Below are 16,408 nucleotides of genomic sequence, written 5' to 3' on the forward strand. Positions count from 1 at the left end.
CGAATAACGGGCGGCAGCTTGTCCATGGGTTAGCTTAGCCACAGGCAGGGGGATTGGCAGGGAGGAGGTCTGTGGGTCGGGGGAGAGGGCCGGGGTGGGCGACTTTATGCCCGGCTTCACAAAATGGGTAAGGCAAAAGTTATATGATTGATTTCATTATGTGTCTCGCTTCTTCGCCGCAATGGCACTTCCCACGTATCAAAGAGAACGACTATGGCTACCGGACAATATCTGCTGTGGAAAGACGCACAGGGAGAGGACTTTCGCCCCGTTGCACTGACTGGCACCGATCTGCTCAACGATCGCAATCTCAACAAGGGCACCGCCTTTACCGAACAGGAGCGGGCCGACTTCGAGCTCGACGGCCTGCTGCCGCCCCAGGTGCAGACCTTCGAGGCCCAGCTGGATCGGGTCTATCAGGGCTTCCTGAGCGCCTGCAGCGACATCGAGAAGTATCAGAACCTGCGCGCCCTGCAGGATCGCAACGAGACCCTGTTCTACGCCCTGCTCTCCCGTCACGTGGAGGAGATGACCCCCATCATCTACACCCCGACCGTGGGCAAGGCGTGCCAGGAGTTCAGCCACCGCTACCAGAAGGCGCGCGGCCTCTACATCACCCCGAAAAACGTCGATGACATGGGCTCCCTGGCCCGTCACGTGGACAGCAAGTCGGTGCGCATCATAGTGGTGACCGACAGCCAGGGCATACTGGGGATCGGCGATCAGGGGGTGGGCGGCATGGGCATTCCCATCGGCAAGCTCTCCCTCTATACCCTGGCGGCCGGCATCCACCCCGCCTGCTGCCTGCCCATAGCGCTGGACGTGGGCACCGACAATCAGACCCTGCTCGACGATCCCATGTATCTCGGCCAGCCCCATCGCCGCATTCGCGGCAAGGAGTATGACGACTTCATCGACAAGTTCGTGGCCGGGGTCAAGCGCCACTTCCCCAATGCCGTGCTGCAGTGGGAGGACTTCAGCAAGTCCAACGCCTTCAACAACCTGTCCCGCTACCAGCAGGCGCTGCCCTCGTTCAACGACGACATTCAGGGCACCGGGGCCGTGGTGCTGGCGGGCATCATAGGGGCGGTCAAGGCCAAGGGCGAGAGCCTGGGCCAGCAGAACTACCTGGTCTATGGCGCCGGTGCCGGTGGGGTTGGGGTGGCGGATCAGATCTGTGCGGGCATGATCCGCGAGGGGCTGGATCCGCAGGCGGCGCGGGATCGCATCTATATCCTGGATACCCAGGGGCTGGTGTGTGACAACCGTGAGGGGCTGGACGAATACAAGCGGCGCTACGCCAAGCCTGGCCTGCTGCTGGCGCAGTGGGACCTGCAGGGCAAGGCCGGCCTGACCGAGGTGCTGCGCCATGTGCCCATCACCGTGCTGCTGGGTACCAGCGGGGCGGGTGGGGCCTTCCAGGAGCAGCACATCCAGCTGATGCTGGAGCACTGCGATCGCCCCATGGTGTTCCCGCTCTCCAACCCGACCGCCAACTGCGAGGCGTTGCCGGAAGACATCTACCGCTGGAGCCAGGGCCGCGCCATCGTCGCCACCGGCAGCCCGTTCAAGGACGTGCACCACGAGGGGCGGGATTACCGCATCGGCCAGGGCAACAACGTCTTCATCTTCCCCGGCGTGGGCCTGGCCGCCATCGTCAGCCAGATCCGCGAGATCAGCCCCGACATCTTCACCACCGCCGCCTTCGCCCTGGCGGAGTGCGTGAGCGAGGCCGATCTGGCGCAGGGCTCGGTCTATCCACGGATCCGCGAGCTGCGCAGCATCTCGGTGCACGTGGCGACCGCCGTGCTCAAAGACATAGTGCGCCGGGATCCATCCCACCCGCTGATCGGTCAGGATCTGCAGCAGCACATCCTGAGCCACATGTGGGAGCCGCTCTATCTGCCCTATCGCCGGGTCTGATCGGGTAAGGCGTTGACGAGAAGAGGGGATGGCCTAGCCATCCCCTCTTTCGTTGCGGTTCGCCAGGGCCCGCCATCCCTTGTCTCGCTTGGCCCTGTCGGCAAAAGTTCGGGTCGGCGTTCAATATCTGAACCCGTTGCCGCCCTAATCAATAAGCGGAGTTGGAAAAACGTTTGGCGCCGACCATAAAAGTGCGTAAAATCGCGTATTCGATGCTTGTAGCAACGAATCCCGCCTAAAAAGCCAGTTTCATGCCCTCTCCAAGCAGTAAAAGGTAACAAATGACGCCTTGTTGCGCATTTCACGCCTTGAAAATGTGTTGTGATGACTGAAAAGTGTCAATTATTCCTGTCAGTCATCAAAAAATTAAGGACACCCATGTTTTCCTTGGTCAAGCAAAGTGTCGCCGGGCTGCAAATTCTGTTTGTTGCCTTCGGTGCCATGGTTCTGGTGCCCCTGCTCACCGGATTGAACCCCTCCATGGCCCTGCTTGGCGCCGGTGTAGGCACCCTGCTGTTCCAGCTCTGCACCCGTCGTCAGGTGCCGATCTTCCTCGGCTCCAGCTTCGCCTTCATCGCCCCCATCATCTACGCTACCCAGACCTGGGGACTGCCGTCCACCATGTTCGGCCTGTTTGCCGCCGGCTTCATGTACTTCATCCTGGCGGCGCTGATCCGCGTGCGGGGCATGGGCTTCGTGCACAAGCTGCTGCCGCCCGTGGTGATTGGCCCGGTGATCATGGTGATCGGTCTGTCGGTCGCCCAGGTCGCCTGCAACATGGCGATGGGCCGGGCCGGAGGTGAGCAGGTGGTGGCGCCTGCCACCGCGCTGACCCTGGCGGGGATCTCCCTGGCGGTGACCCTGATCGCGGCCGTGTTCTGCAAGGGCTGGATCAAGCTCATCCCCATCCTCTCCGGCGTCATCGCCGGTTATGTGGCCGCGGTGCTGATGGGCCAGGTGAGCTTCGAGGGCATGGCCAACGCCCCCTGGCTGGCGCTGCCTCACTTCGAGACCCCGGAGATCAACTGGGCCGCCGCCCTGTTCATGCTGCCGGTGGCCATCGCCCCCTGCATCGAACACATAGGTGGCGTGCTCGCCATCGGTGGTGTGACCGGGCAGGACTACACCAAGAATCCGGGCCTGCACCGCACCCTGGCCGGTGACGGCATCGGGGTCTGCTTCGCCGGCTTCATCGGTGGCCCGCCCGTCACCACCTACGCCGAAGTGACAGGCGCCGTGATGATCACCCGCAACTTCAACCCGGTCACCATGACCTGGGCCGCGGTGTTCGCCGTGATCCTGGCCTTCTTCGGCAAGTTCAACGCCCTGCTCACCTCCATCCCCATGCCGGTGATGGGCGGCATCATGCTGCTGCTGTTCGGATCCATCGCCGCCATCGGCCTCAAGACGCTGGTGGAGTCCAAGGTGGATCTGGGCCTCGCCCGCAACATCGCCATCGTCGCCGTGACCCTGACCGTGGGTGTCGGTGCGCTGGAGATGAAGATAGGTGACTTCGCCCTGGCTGGCGTGGGTTTGGCCTCGGTGGCCGCGATCCTGCTCAACCTGATCCTGCCCGCGCACTCCGAAGAGGGCGTGATGGACGCCGCCAAAGATTAAGCGACGGCGTCTCGCCAAGGGTTAGCAACCAAGAGGCCACCTTAGGGTGGCCTCTCTCTATTCCTGCTCAACCTGATCCTGCCCGCGCACTCCGAAGAGGGTGTGATGGACGCAGCCAAGGATTAAGCGACGGCGTCTCGCCAAGGGTTAGCAACCAAGAGGCCACCTTAGGGTGGCCTCTCTCTATTCCTGCTCAACCTGATCCTGCCTGCTCACTCCGAAGAGGGCGTGATGGACGCCGCCCAGGATTAAGCGACGGCGTCTCGCCAAGGGTTAGCAACCAAGAGGCCACCTTAGGGTGGCCTCTCTTTTTTTGGCTCGGTTTCATCCAATCCGGCTTCTTTCTGTTCGGTGGTCTGCCGCAAGAGGGCAACGCTGGAGTCCCGATGCGCGGCCCTGGATCCTGGCGACTACAATCATGGGCGTCGTTCACGATCGAGGAGATGGCGATGAAGAAGGCATGGATCCTGGCCCTGCTCGGGCTGATATGGAGTGGGGCCAGTCAGGCTGGCGCGGTGCGTTACGACATAGATGGCCAGTCATTCGAGGGCTACTACCTGGCCGCCGGCCCCAAGGCGCCGCTGGTGCTGCTGGTGCATGACTGGGACGGTCTGACGGACTATGAGGTCAAGCGGGCCGAGATGCTGGCGGCGCTCGGCTACAGCGTGTTTGCGGTGGACCTGTACGGGGTCGGAGTGCGGCCGGCGGCCATGGAAGAGAAGAAGAAGCTCACCGGGGCTCTCTATCAGGACAGGCCGAGGATGCGCAAGCTGCTGGCGGGGGCGTTGGCGGAGGCGGGCAAGCTGGGCGGGCGGCTCGATAACACTGTGGCGCTCGGTTACTGCTTCGGCGGGGCGGCTGTGCTGGAGCTGGCCCGCAGCGGCGCCGATCTCAAGGGGGTGGTGAGCGTGCACGGCGGGCTGGAGACGCCGGCCGGCCAGGACTACAAGCAGACCAAGGCGAGCCTGCTGATCCAGCATGGCAGCGCGGATCAGGCGGTGTCGCTTGGCCAGTTTGCCGGGCTCATCTCCGAGCTGGAGATCGCGGGTATCAAGCATGAGGCCATCAGCTACGGCGGGGCCCCCCACGCCTTCAGCGTGTTCGGCTCGGAGAATTACCGCGCCGATGCCGATGCCAAATCCTGGCAGCGCTTCACCGAGTTTCTCGGCGAGGTGACCAAGGGGTAGGGGCGGCCGGTGGCAGGCAGGGCCAGATTGGGCATCCATGCCACTAACACCTTGTATCTGTGTCGATTTGTCGCGCCCGCCCGCCTGGGTGCCGGCGGGCGGGTCAGCAGAAGTTCAGTGGAAGCTGGTTATACTGACCCAATGAGGTACTTGTATCCGGTGAGAGCCCATTGGGCGCTGGACTGTGAGAACCACTAGTGGGTCACTGGGATTGCCTCTGACTTGCCCTGGAACGGGAGAGGGACTGTGTAACGTATGACAGCCTCATCCCCGTAGTTACATACAAAGGAGTAATGACATGCGTGACTTGCGTCTATGGAGCCCGATTTTCATCATATTGCTGCTGGTGGGTTGTGCCAAGGGAGACAACCCTGCCGAGCAGCGCAGCAACATTCAGCAGATGCGTCAACAGACGCTGTCCACGCTGTATGGGCAGAATCCGAACATCAGACAGGAAGTGGCAAGATCCAAGGGCTATGCCGTCTTTAACAATGTGAACAATAACCTGCTGGTGCTCAGCGCGGGGAGTGGCTATGGCGTACTGCGTGACAACCGCACCGGTCGTGACACCTATATGAAGATGGCGACTGCCGGGATGGGGATCGGCATGGGGATCAAGAAATTCCAAGCCGTGATCATCTTCAACGATACCGCCGCACTGGATCGCTTCATCACCACCGGCTTCGATGCCAGCGCCCAGGCGGACATGGCCGCCAAATCGGCCAACGATGGCAAGGTGGTAGTCAGCGAGGCGGCCAACGCCGATTTCCAGAAGGTGAAGATGTATCAGCTCACCGAGAAGGGGGTCGCGGTGCAGGCCACCATGCAGGGTTACAAGTACTGGCCGGATGATGAGCTCAACGGCACCAAATAATCTCCGCTCGGCTTGATACAACGAAGGCGCGGTGCTCCAACGAGCACCGCGCCTTGTCATTCATGGCTCTCTATTCCCTCTCGACAGACGCCCTTAGCGGGCTTCGCCCTCCAGCACCAACACTCTCACCCACATGGCCCCTTCCCCCACGGGTTGACGGGTTGAGAGGCTGAGCTGGCCCGTCTGTGCCGCGATGCGGTGCACGGCCAGGCTGTGGGACGTCTGCCCGGCGGCGATAAGGTAGTGGCCGCTGTGGTCGATGGCAAAACCGCGGGGGCAGGATTCGGTCGGGAAGTGGTCGAGCAGGGTCAGGGTGCCGTCTCCTTCGTCGATCCCGAACAGGGTCAGCAGGCTGCTGGCGCGCTCGCTGGTATAGAGAAAACGCCCGTCTGGGCTGAGGTGGATATCCGCCCCCCAACGCTCCCCTTCATAGCCTGCCGGCATGATGTCCAGGCTCTCCCGCGCACTGATGCGGCCATCCGGCTCCCGGTGATAGCGGTTGAGGGTGCAGTCGAGCTCGTTCAGGCAGTAGAGATCGCCATTGGTCGGGTGCTGCGCCAGATGGCGCGGCCCGGCACCGGCGGCGGTATGGAGGTCGCCTTGCGGATGGGGGCTCAGCCTGTCCTGGTCGTCCAGGGCGAAGCGGCGGATGGCGTCGTCCTTCAGGCAGGCGACCAGCAGCTCTTGATGGCCTTGCTTGTCGTGCAGCAGGGTCACCGAGTGGGCGGCCATCAGCTGATCGATGCGCTGATGGGGCGCCAGCACCCGGCCGGCGACGTCCATGCGCGAGACGCTGACGTGGTTGAAGGCGTAGGAGGCGGCGAAGAACAGCTTGCCCCGTGCGTCGGTGCAGGTGTGGGAGGCGCTGCCCGAGAGCGGCGCCGAGGCGGGCGTCCCGAGCCGGCCGTCCGTCGCTATGGGGTAGCTCAGCACCCTGAAGTCGGGGCGCACACCGGCATAGAGCCAGCGCTTGTCCGGGCTGATGACCAGCGGCTGCACTTCACCCCCGGTCTGGACTTCTTGCAGCGGGACCAGCTCATTGTCCTGCAGCTGAAAGACATGGATCAACCCGCTGACCGGGTTGGCGACATAAACGACTTGCTGCATTGCTCGCTCCTGAAAGTGAGGGGGCCCGCGTCGGCCACCCGTCACGGGGAAAGGGGTCTGGAGGGATGGTCGCACGTATGGGGCCCCGCATCCACAGGGCCTGTGCCGCTCAGCCCGGCGGGCTCAGCAGCTCGTACATGACGGGGGCAACCGACAGGGCCAGCAAGGCTGCCATGGCATGGTTGAAGCGGCGGCGGGCGAGCGTGCTGGTCAGCCAGCGCTTGAGCAGGGAGCCAAACAGCAGCCAGAGTCCGACGCTGGGGAAGGAGACGACGAAGAAGGTCAGGGCTATGGTCAGGTTCTGCTGGTAGAAGTCGGCACCGACGCTGGTGAAGGCGGCGATGGCGCCGGTGGCGACCACCCAGGCCTTGGCATTGACCCACTGGAACAGGGCCCCCTTGAGAAAGCCGAGGGGGCGGGCCGCGGGCTGCCCCGTGATCTCATCCGCCGAGCGGGCGATCAGCCAAGCCAGATAGAGCAGGTAGAGGGTGCCCACCCACTTGATGATCAGGTGCAATCCGGGGAAGAGGCTGAACAGCTGGCCGAAGCCCAGCCCGACCAGCAACAACATCAGGGTAAAGCCGACGCAGATCCCGGCGAGCAGCGGCAGGCTCCGCCTGATCCCAAAGTTGGCCCCGGCACTCATCACCATGATGTTGTTCGGCCCCGGGGTGACCGATGCCGAGATGGCAAACAGCACCACGGCGTAGAGATAGTCCATTGCGATCCTCGTGCGATAACCGTCCATAGTCCTCTCTATATTGGGGGTTCCCTCCCGCTTTCAAGCCCGGCCGTCCAGGTAAAAAAACAGGCTCCGTTGAGGAGCCTGTTTGCATGTGCAGGAGGTCGGGATCAGGCGGGGTTGCCGTCGCTTGCCGGTGGCAGGCTCCGGTGGGATTCCACCTTCTGCTCGTCCCCCTTCATGTTCTTGATGTAGACGTCCATCTGGTTGAACGCGATGTCGATGCCGTGCTCGCGGAACAGCAGGTCTATCTTGCGGTTCAGCTCATCGATGGCCGGGTTGCGATCGCCGAGCTCACTCACGAAGAAGCGCAGCTCGTGATCCAGGGTGCTGGGGCCGAAGGTGAGGAAGTAGACGATGGGGGCCGGATCTTTCAGTACCCGGCTGTTCTCCATGGCCGCCTGCATCAGCAGCTTGCGGGTCAGCTCCAGATCCGAGCCATAGGCCACCCCGACCCGGGCGATGACCCGGGTGACGGTGTCGGACAGGGACCAGTTGACCAGCCGCTCTATCATCAACTGCTGGTTCGGGATGATCACCTCCTTGCGGTCGAAGTCGGTGAGGGTGGTCGAGCGGATGCGGATCTTGTTGACTGTCCCCGAGATGGTGCCGATGGTGACGGTGTCGCCGATCCGGACCGGACGCTCGAACAAGATGATGATGCCGGAGATGAAGTTGGAGACGATCTGCTGCATGCCAAAGCCGATACCGACCGAGAGACCCGCGGCCAGCCACTGCAGCTTCTCCCACTGGACCCCCAGCATGGCCAGCGCCGTGAGCGAGCCCACCCCGATCAACACATAGTTGAGCATGGTGGTGAAGGCGTAGGCGGTGCCCTGGGCGAGGCGCAGCTTGGAGAGCACCAGCACCTCCAGCAGGCCGGGCAGGTTGCGGGCCAGCGACAGGGCCGCCCCGAACAGGAACAGGCCGGTCAGCACATCACTCAGGCTGATGGGATAGAGCACCGCATTGGCGCCGGTGCCCTCGCTCTTGTGCCACAGCACCACGCTGTCGAGGTAGGTGAAGACCGCGACCAGATCGGACCAGAGCCAGTAGAAGGCGACGCCGAACACCAGCAGCAGCATGATCCGGGTCAGGCGCAGGGACTGCTGGCTGGCATCCTCCAGATCCATGGGCTGCTCTTCGATAGCCTCGCCCCCTTCCGCATCTTCCTGGGATCTGTGTTCCCGCTTGGCGACGGCGCGGCGATAGGCCAGGCGGCGGGCCGCCAGCTCCAGGCCGCGCAGGGCGGTGCGGTAGACCAGGCCCCAGATGATGATGAGGTAGAAGGATTCGATCAGCCGGCCGGTCAGCTTCAGGGCCGTGTAGTAGTAACCCAGCGCCGCCAGCACCATGAGTGCCAATGGGGCCAGCGCCAGGGCGACCGCCGTCAGGGTCTGCACCATACTGGCCTCGCCCTTGATGCGGGCGCGGGAGATGGGCAGCACCAGGTAGGCGGTCAGACCGAGCAGCAGCATGGTCAGCGCCTGTCCTATCACGTCATTGCCCAGGGAGGAGGGTTCAACCACCGCCTTGGTTGACAGCATGATGAGCGGCAGCAGCGGCAGCCAGAGGTAACGCATGCTGTTGCGCTTGGCCTGCAGCTCGGCCCTCGGCAGGCGGAAGTGGGTCTCGCCGAGGCCACCGGGTCGCATCACCGACAGGTAGACGCTGAACACCAGATAGCCGAGCGCCAGGTTCAGGGTGATCTGGAAGATGAGCTTGGGGCTCAGCAGACCACAGTAGGTGAGCCAAAGGCCGGCGGCCAGGATGAAGAGGCTGCCCGGCAGGCGCTGCAGCACTGTGTAGAGCAGGGCGCGCGGGGTGTGCCACTGGCTGTCCTGGCGGAAACGGCCGAGATCCTTGGTGATCGCCTGCTGGCGCTTGAGGAAGGTCGGCCGCTTCCACAGCAGCAGACCGCCGACCAGCAGCAGCGGGAAGGCGAGCAGGGAGACCGGCAACAGCATCTCGCCCCAGCCACTCCAGTCGGGCTTGAGTACCCAGTCGGAGGCTTGCTTGTAGGCCTGGGCAGGCCAGTTGATGAACCACTTGCCATCGATGGGCTTGTTGCTGCTGACCCAGAAGATGTGTTGTTGCAGGGTGAACTCGATGGAGGCATAGACCCGGGTCAGCTGCTGCTGGGTCAGCTGCAGGCTGATGGCGTTGGTCAGCTGGCTGTCGAGCTGGCGGTTGAGCTGATCGAGCAGGCTGATGCGGGTGTCGAGCAGCTTGGCCAGGCTGGCCTTGTCCTCTTCGCTGACCGGCTCGCTGCTGCTGGCTACCAGGTTATCCAGATACTGGGTCTTCTGGAACAGCTGATCCCGTTGCTGGCTCAACTCGAACTGGGCCAGATGCAGATCGGCTATCTGCTCCTCCAGGTTCTTCACCAGGGTGGAGGGGGCGGCCTCCAGCTGCTGGTAGAGCTGGTAGAGGATGCGCGACAGCAGCAGGTTGCCCTTGAGCATCTGCACCTGTTCGTTGAGGTTGCGCTCGGTCTGGGTGCCACGCTCAAGCCAGCTCTTGGCCTGCAGGTTTTTCTGTGCGAGCGAGTTGAGATTGGAGGTGGCGCTGATCAGTTGCTGGCTGAGCTGGTGGTTGAGTTCCTGCTCTTTTTGCACCAGCGGATTGTCTGCGATGGCCACCAGCTCACCGGTCTGTTCGGCGGCCTTCTCGGTGTCACCCAGACGCTTGGCGCTGCTCTGCTCCTGCAGTGCCAGCAGCTTCTGCTCCTCGCTGGCGAGGCGGGCACTCTGGTAATCGCGCTGCTTGACCGCGAGATCCTGCATGCTGGTACGGTTGTCCAGCTCCTTCTGCAGGTTGGCCAGCTGCAGGTCCAGCAACACCAGCTCGGTATTGAGCTTCATCTTCTCGGCGCTGCTGATAGTGTCACCTGAGTTCAGGCGGGAGCGGATCTCCTGGCTGCGCTGATAGGCGCGGCTCATGTTGGCCTGGGCTCGCTCAGGCAGGGTCTGCAGGCTGGTGATCTGGCTGCCGATGGTGCCGAGGGCCTCCTGGGAGGCCTGCAGGTTGGCCATGATCTCGGCCTGGCGGCTGTCCAGCTCCGCAAGGCTCATGCTGGCGTATTCGCTCTTGAGCTGCTCCTGGCTCTTGCCCTGGGTCAGGCCGTCGAGCTTGGCACCTATCTCCTTCATCTCGGTGGGGAGGGTGCGTATCCGTTGCGTCTGCGCCTTGGCCTTCTCCTGCTCCTTCTCGATGTTGTCGAGCAGGCTGAGGGTATCGGTCAGAAACTTTTGATCGGCCTGTTGGCTGACGGTGAGGGTATCCGATTTGCCGAGGGCATCGAGCGCCCGTTGTACGGTGGCGCGTTGGGGCACATCCTGCGCCATGGCTTGCGGGGCGCAGAGGCTGATGAGTAAACAGAGCAGCGGCAACAGGGTGGCCGAGACTCTTCTGAACTGTGTTGAGGGCATAAAACTTCCGGGTTATTACGCGAAATTTGGGAGGTTTCCCTCGTGGGGGAAATCCGCGTGGATTCTAACACCGGCCGGGAAGGCGAAGCAGGGGGGCGGCATAAAAAAAACGGCGCCCAAAGGGCGCCGTTTTATCGGTTCAGGACTGGTTAGAGTACGTGAACGGAGGCGGTGTTGGTGGTGCCGCTCGGTACCAGGGCACCGGAAACCATGACGACGACGTCGCCTTTCAGGCCCATGCCGCTGGCCAGCGCCGCTTCTTTACCGATGCGATAGAAATCGTCGGTGGAGGCGATGCTGTCAACCACGTGAGCAACCACACCCTTGGTCAGGACCAGCTGGGCTGCGGTTTTCTGGTTGGTGGTGATGGCCAGGATCCAGGCTTTCGGGAAGTACTTGCGAATGGCCTTGGCAGACTTGCCGCCTTCGGTGGCAACCACGATCAGTGGGGCATCCAGCTTCTCGGAGGTCTCGACGGCGCCCTTGCAGACGGCTTCGGTGATGCGCAGCTTGTTGCTGTCGTTGGCAGCAGACAGGTTGGACGGCATCACGGCGTCGGTACGCTCGCAGATGGTGGCCATGATGGTCACGGCTTCCAGCGGGTACTTGCCCTTGGCGGATTCACCGGACAGCATGACTGCGTCGGTACCGTCCAGGATGGCGTTCGCCACGTCACCGGCTTCGGCGCGGGTCGGACGCGGGTTCTTGATCATGGAATCCAGCATCTGGGTGGCGGTGATGACCACTTTACGTGCCTTGTTGCACTTGGTGATGATCATCTTCTGGGCGAAGATCACTTCTTCTACCGGAATTTCCACACCCATGTCGCCACGAGCAACCATGATGCCATCGGACACGGCCAGGATGTCATCGAAGTTGTCCAGGCCTTCCTGGTTTTCGATCTTGGAGATGATCTGGATGGCTTCGCCACCGTGAGCCTTCAGGTGCTCACGGATTTCCAGCACGTCTTCTTTCTTGCGAATGAAGGAAGCAGCAACGAAATCAACGCCTTGCTCGCAACCGAAGATCAGGTCACGCTTGTCTTTCTCGGCCAGGGCCGGCAGCTTGATGGAGACGCCCGGCAGGTTGACGCCCTTGTTCTCGCCCAGATCACCGTTGTTCAGCACCTTGCAGATGACTTCGCGCTCGGTGATTTCGATGACGTCCAGACCGATCAGGCCGTCATCCACCAGGATGCGGTTGCCGACGCGCAGGTCGTTGGCGAAGCCGGCGTAGGTCACGGCGACTTTATCTTTGTTGCCAACAACAGTCTGGTCGGTGGTGAAGGTGAAGGTCTGGCCGGCGACCAGAGAGACATCGTTGCCACCTTCCAGCTTCATGGTACGGATTTCCGGACCCTTGGTATCCAGCAGGATGGCGGCGTGCTTGCCGGTAGCGGCCATCACTTCGCGCAGGTTGCGGATACGGGTGCCGTGCTCTTCGTAATCACCGTGAGAGAAGTTCAGGCGCATGACGTTCATGCCGGCGTCGAGCATTTTGCCCAGCATTTCTTTGGATTCGGTCTTGGGACCTATGGTGCAGACGATTTTGGTCTTTTTCATGTCAGTCTTCATGGTTAAGGAGTTTCCGCCGTGCAATATACACCAGTTTTTGGATACTTTTTATGATCCAGAAACAACGTTTTGAGCTAAAACCGCCCCATTTTGGAAGATAACGTTTTCGCTCACAGCTGATTTTAGGGGCTAAAATAATTGGTTTCCCATATTTAAACCCATTCGGTTCCTATGGTTGGACGCATCAGCGTCCGTCCAAGATGTTGTTAAATGACAAGCTACGGGGCCTGTGCCGGATGATGGCAAGGGTGCCTAGGCTTGGGGTGGCAGCGCAGCTCCCTGGCCGAGCCGCCCTCAAGTGTAGCCGCGGCGTCGGCCCCTGGTGAGCCGATGGCGGAGATAGCGGACCGTACGCCGTGACCGATGGCAGATTGCGCGGGCAAATGGCGAGTCTCGCCATCAAAGGAAGCAGCATCAGGCAAAAAAAAGCGCCGCTGTCACCAGCGGCGCTTTTCATGTGTCGCGAAATCAGGCGAAGAACCAGTAACCGCGGTTGACCAGGCGGGTCAGCAGTTGCAGGAAGCCAGCCTGATCGGCGAGCTCCACCATGTCGGCCTGGGTGATGATGTCTTTGTCACACAGCAGGGATATGGCGGCGGCGTCCTCGCTTGGCAGGGTCCAGGCTTCGCCGTCGATGTAGCACTGCTGGCTGTCGCCGCTGAACCAGACCGAGCGCAGGCCCGGCACCTTGATGGCGGGCTCGCCCTGGGTCAGCAGATCGGCCACTTCCTCGGCGCTGTAGTCAGGCTCCACCGGATTGACGTCCAGATCGTGCTTGGCCTCGGAGATCATGGTGCCAAACCACTCCTTGAACAGGGTCTCGTCGTCCAGCGCCTGTTGCATCAGCTCGCGCAGACGGTGCAGTTCGTGGGGCTGGATCTCGCCGTGGCGGGGGCGGGGCTTGAGATCCGCATCGCCGTAACGCTCGGTGCGCACCTCGTTGTCGATCAGGTGATCGGCGAAGGAGGAGATCAGCGCCTTGGCATCCGGGGCGCGGAAGCCCACCGAGAAGTTCAGGGACGGCTCGATGGCGTAGCCCTCGTGGGGGAATCCAGGCGGGATGTAGAGGATGTCGCCCGGCTCCATGATGACGTCAATGATGGCGTCGAACGGTTCGCAGTGCAGCAGGGCGGCGTGGGCGGCGAACTCGTTGAGGGTGTTGGCCTCGCCGACTCGCCAGTGGCGCTTGCCCTGGCCCTGGGTGATGAACACGTCGTAGTTGTCGATGTGGGGGCCGACGCCACCGTGAGGGGTGGAGAAGCTCACCATCACATCGTCAAAGCGCCAGCCCGGGATGAACTGGAACGGCAGCGCCAGCTCGTGCACCTCGGGGGCCCAGTGGTTACAGGCCTGCACCAGCACCGTCCAGTTCTCTTCCCCCAGGTGATCGTAGGATTCGAAGGGGCCGTGGGTCGCCTCCCACTTGCCGTCGAAGCGGGTCACCAGACGGGATTCTATGGTCTCTTCCATGGCCAGACCCGCCAGTTCGTCCGGGCTGATGGGATCCTGAAAGTCGGTGAAGCCGCCCTTGATGAGGAGCGGGCGCTTCTGCCAGTAATGTTCGAGGAAGTGAGCGATATCCAGATTCAGTTCGTACATGGTTCTTCTCGTCAAAAGGTCAGACAAAGTTAAGAGAGGTCTTGCCCAAGGGAGCTGCCGGCCTTGGGCAAGGCCTCTTTATGTATGGATGTATGGCAAAAAGCTTGGCAAACGGTGTGGCAGTCAAAAATAACAGGGGCCCTGCGCGTATCACAGGGCCCCTGTCGTATCAGGCTATCGGCTTACTTCAGCAGATCCACCAGACGCTGGGCCTGACCGATATAGTTGGCCGGGGTCAGCTTCTTCAGCTCGACCTTCACCTCCTCGGGCAATTCGAGGGTGTCGATGAAGGTACGCATGCCTTCGGCGTCGACGCGGCGACCACGGGTCAGCTCCTTGAGCTTCTCGTAGGGCTTCTCTATGCCGTAGCGGCGCATCACTGTCTGGATGGGCTCGGCCAGCACTTCCCAGTTGGCGTCCAGATCGGCGGCCATGGCGCCGGCGTTGGCTTCCAGCTTGGAGATCCCCTTCAGGGTCGCCTGATAGGCGATCAGGGAATAGCCCACCGCCACCCCCAGGTTGCGCAGCACGGTCGAGTCGGTGAGGTCACGCTGCCAGCGGGAGATGGGCAGTTTGCTCGCCAGATGCTGGAACACGGCGTTGGCCAGACCCAGATTGCCTTCGGAGTTCTCGAAGTCGATGGGGTTGACCTTGTGCGGCATGGTGGAGGAGCCGATCTCGCCGGCCACTGTGCGCTGTTTGAAGTGACCCAGGGAGATGTAGCCCCACACGTCCCGATCGAAGTCGATCAGTATGGTGTTGAAGCGGGCCATGGCATCGAACAGCTCGGCGATGTAGTCGTGGGGCTCGATCTGGGTGGTGTAGGGGTTCCAGTTCAGGCCGAGCGAAGTGACAAACTCCTCGGAGAACTGGTGCCAGTCCACTTCCGGATAGGCGCTGACGTGGGCGTTGTAGTTGCCGACCGCACCGTTGATCTTGCCGAGGATCTCCACCGCCATGATCTGCTTGAACTGGCGCTCCAGGCGATAGGCGACGTTGGCCATCTCCTTGCCCATGGTGCTCGGGGTGGCGGGCTGGCCGTGGGTGCGCGACAGCAGCGGCATGTCGCGGTACTCATGGGCCAGGCGCTTGAGTTCGCTAATCAGCTTCTCGCAATAGGGCTTGATCACCTGGTCGCGGGCGGTCTTCAGCATCAGGCCGTGGGAGTTGTTGTTGATGTCTTCCGAGGTGCAGGCGAAGTGGATGAACTCGCTGACGGCGGCCAGCTCAGGGTTCACTTCCACCTTCTCTTTCAGGAAGTACTCCACCGCTTTCACATCATGGTTGGTGGTGCGCTCGATCTGTTTGATGCGGGCGGCGTCCGCCTCGTTGAAGTCGCTGACGATACCGTCGAGCAGGGCGTTGGCGGCCGCGCTCAGGGCAGGGACTTCCGGGATCCCGGCGTGGCTTGCCAGTTTCTGCAACCAGCGAACCTCGACTTCGACGCGAAAACGCAGCAGACCGAATTCGGAGAAGATGGGACGCAGGGCATCGGCCTTGTCGCCATAACGACCGTCAATCGGGGAAACAGCAGTCAGCGCGGACAGCTCCATGGGGTGAACTCCTGATGTGTGTGGGGGATTCGCATCAACTCGCGCTCCTGCTGCGATGCCGTGATCAAGGCTCATGTGCTGCTCGGAATCCTCATTTATCGACATAAACTCCGGTTCCTGTGCTGCTCTTCACCTTGCTGACGACCTCTCACAACAGAGCGTGAGCCGATTCTTAAAAACGTTTGGCCAGTTCCACCATCTTCTTGCGGGCGAAGATGATCTGGGTACGGCTGCCACCGAGCTGACGCCACAGTACGGCGGCGCGGATGCCCGCCAGCAGCAGGGCGCGCACCTTGTGTTGCACCAGCGGCTGCTGCAGGAACAGCGGAGTGCCCGCCACCTGGATGCGCGGCCCTATGGGGCTGATGAGATCGCTGTAGATGCTCGCCATGTTGGCCAGGATCTGCTCGTCGAGCAGATCGAAATGCTGTTGCTGGCGGCCGATCTGGCCGATCCGCTCCCCCAGCATGTTGAGGATGTCCTTGCGCTTGGCCAGCTTGCGCTCCAGCGCGATCAGGCTCACCACGTAGCGGGTCAGCTCGGCGTTCTTCTGGCTGCCATCGGCGCCAAGCTGCTCCACCAGGGCGCGGTAACCATCGCGGATGGCGAGGTGGCTGCCGAACACTTCCAGCGGCTGCTTGGGATTGGTCACCAGCACGCTTTGCAGGCTCTCGCGCAGGGAGGCTTCATCGCAGCTGCCATCACGGGCCACTTTTTGTACCAGATAGGCCGCCTGGCAGATGCCGGCGAAAGCCATAGTTCTGTCTTGGAATTTGTCGCTCACGTCTGCTGCCTTCTGTT

11 protein-coding genes are annotated in these 16,408 nt (G+C 62.1%); 4 read left to right on the top strand and 7 right to left on the bottom strand.

The window, feature by feature from the left end; translation table 11 throughout:
• Positions 1 to 213 precede the first annotated feature (213 nt).
• From KW821_RS01290 to KW821_RS01305, 4 genes are all read left to right on the top strand, one after another.
• On the top strand, positions 214 to 1,923 hold the full coding sequence (locus tag KW821_RS01290) for an NAD-dependent malic enzyme (RefSeq protein WP_042653891.1): 1,710 nt from the start codon (positions 214 to 216) through the stop codon (positions 1,921 to 1,923).
• Positions 1,924 to 2,301: 378 nt separating this feature from the next.
• Positions 2,302 to 3,540: a uracil-xanthine permease family protein gene (locus KW821_RS01295; protein WP_042653890.1), complete on the top strand. Its 1,239-nt coding sequence runs from the start codon at positions 2,302 to 2,304 to the stop codon at positions 3,538 to 3,540.
• Positions 3,541 to 3,989: 449 nt separating this feature from the next.
• The gene (locus tag KW821_RS01300; protein ID WP_218290017.1) at positions 3,990 to 4,727 is read left to right on the top strand and encodes a dienelactone hydrolase family protein; all 738 of its coding nucleotides are present in this window, start codon (positions 3,990 to 3,992) and stop codon (positions 4,725 to 4,727) included.
• 298 nt (positions 4,728 to 5,025) lie between these two features.
• Positions 5,026 to 5,601, top strand: a complete 576-nt coding sequence (locus KW821_RS01305) for a YSC84-related protein (RefSeq protein ID WP_252994762.1) — start codon at positions 5,026 to 5,028, stop codon at positions 5,599 to 5,601.
• Between the two features lie 93 nt (positions 5,602 to 5,694).
• Here KW821_RS01305 and KW821_RS01310 read toward each other — a convergent pair whose 3' ends face one another.
• From KW821_RS01310 to hflD, 7 genes are all read right to left on the bottom strand, one after another.
• The gene (locus KW821_RS01310; protein WP_218290019.1) at positions 5,695 to 6,708 is read right to left on the bottom strand and encodes a beta-propeller fold lactonase family protein; all 1,014 of its coding nucleotides are present in this window, start codon (positions 6,706 to 6,708) and stop codon (positions 5,695 to 5,697) included.
• Between the two features lie 109 nt (positions 6,709 to 6,817).
• Positions 6,818 to 7,429: a LysE family translocator gene (locus KW821_RS01315; RefSeq protein WP_218290021.1), complete on the bottom strand. Its 612-nt coding sequence runs from the start codon at positions 7,427 to 7,429 to the stop codon at positions 6,818 to 6,820.
• Between the two features lie 131 nt (positions 7,430 to 7,560).
• The gene (gene mscK / locus KW821_RS01320) at positions 7,561 to 10,881 is read right to left on the bottom strand and encodes a mechanosensitive channel MscK (RefSeq protein WP_218290023.1); all 3,321 of its coding nucleotides are present in this window, start codon (positions 10,879 to 10,881) and stop codon (positions 7,561 to 7,563) included.
• 149 nt (positions 10,882 to 11,030) lie between these two features.
• Positions 11,031 to 12,443 (bottom strand): pyruvate kinase PykF, encoded by a 1,413-nt coding sequence (gene pykF / locus KW821_RS01325; protein ID WP_042653884.1) that lies wholly within the window; start codon positions 12,441 to 12,443, stop codon positions 11,031 to 11,033.
• Positions 12,444 to 12,923: 480 nt separating this feature from the next.
• Complete coding sequence (locus KW821_RS01330) at positions 12,924 to 14,054, bottom strand: cupin domain-containing protein (protein WP_218290025.1); 1,131 nt, start codon at positions 14,052 to 14,054, stop codon at positions 12,924 to 12,926.
• A gap of 182 nt (positions 14,055 to 14,236) precedes the next feature.
• The gene (gene purB, locus KW821_RS01335) at positions 14,237 to 15,607 is read right to left on the bottom strand and encodes an adenylosuccinate lyase (protein WP_218290027.1); all 1,371 of its coding nucleotides are present in this window, start codon (positions 15,605 to 15,607) and stop codon (positions 14,237 to 14,239) included.
• A gap of 172 nt (positions 15,608 to 15,779) precedes the next feature.
• On the bottom strand, positions 15,780 to 16,391 hold the full coding sequence (hflD, locus tag KW821_RS01340; protein ID WP_042653881.1) for a high frequency lysogenization protein HflD: 612 nt from the start codon (positions 16,389 to 16,391) through the stop codon (positions 15,780 to 15,782).
• Positions 16,392 to 16,408 lie beyond the last annotated feature (17 nt).

The sequence above is a fragment of the Aeromonas sp. sif2416 genome (assembly GCF_019218665.1).
Taxonomy (GTDB): domain Bacteria; phylum Pseudomonadota; class Gammaproteobacteria; order Enterobacterales; family Aeromonadaceae; genus Aeromonas; species Aeromonas encheleia.

Excerpts from the sequence above, each read along its gene's own strand:
- KW821_RS01300 (WP_218290017.1), top strand. The coding sequence starts at position 3,990 with ATGAAGAAGGCATGGATCCTGGCCCTGCTCGGGCTGATATGGAGTGGG.
- pykF (WP_042653884.1), bottom strand. The coding sequence starts at position 12,443 with ATGAAAAAGACCAAAATCGTCTGCACCATAGGTCCCAAGACCGAATCC.
- mscK (WP_218290023.1), bottom strand. The coding sequence starts at position 10,881 with ATGCCCTCAACACAGTTCAGAAGAGTCTCGGCCACCCTGTTGCCGCTG.
- purB (WP_218290027.1), bottom strand. The coding sequence starts at position 15,607 with ATGGAGCTGTCCGCGCTGACTGCTGTTTCCCCGATTGACGGTCGTTAT.
- KW821_RS01290 (WP_042653891.1), top strand. The coding sequence starts at position 214 with ATGGCTACCGGACAATATCTGCTGTGGAAAGACGCACAGGGAGAGGAC.
- KW821_RS01305 (WP_252994762.1), top strand. The coding sequence starts at position 5,026 with ATGCGTGACTTGCGTCTATGGAGCCCGATTTTCATCATATTGCTGCTG.
- KW821_RS01330 (WP_218290025.1), bottom strand. The coding sequence starts at position 14,054 with ATGTACGAACTGAATCTGGATATCGCTCACTTCCTCGAACATTACTGG.
- KW821_RS01315 (WP_218290021.1), bottom strand. The coding sequence starts at position 7,429 with ATGGACTATCTCTACGCCGTGGTGCTGTTTGCCATCTCGGCATCGGTC.
- KW821_RS01310 (WP_218290019.1), bottom strand. The coding sequence starts at position 6,708 with ATGCAGCAAGTCGTTTATGTCGCCAACCCGGTCAGCGGGTTGATCCAT.
- KW821_RS01295 (WP_042653890.1), top strand. The coding sequence starts at position 2,302 with ATGTTTTCCTTGGTCAAGCAAAGTGTCGCCGGGCTGCAAATTCTGTTT.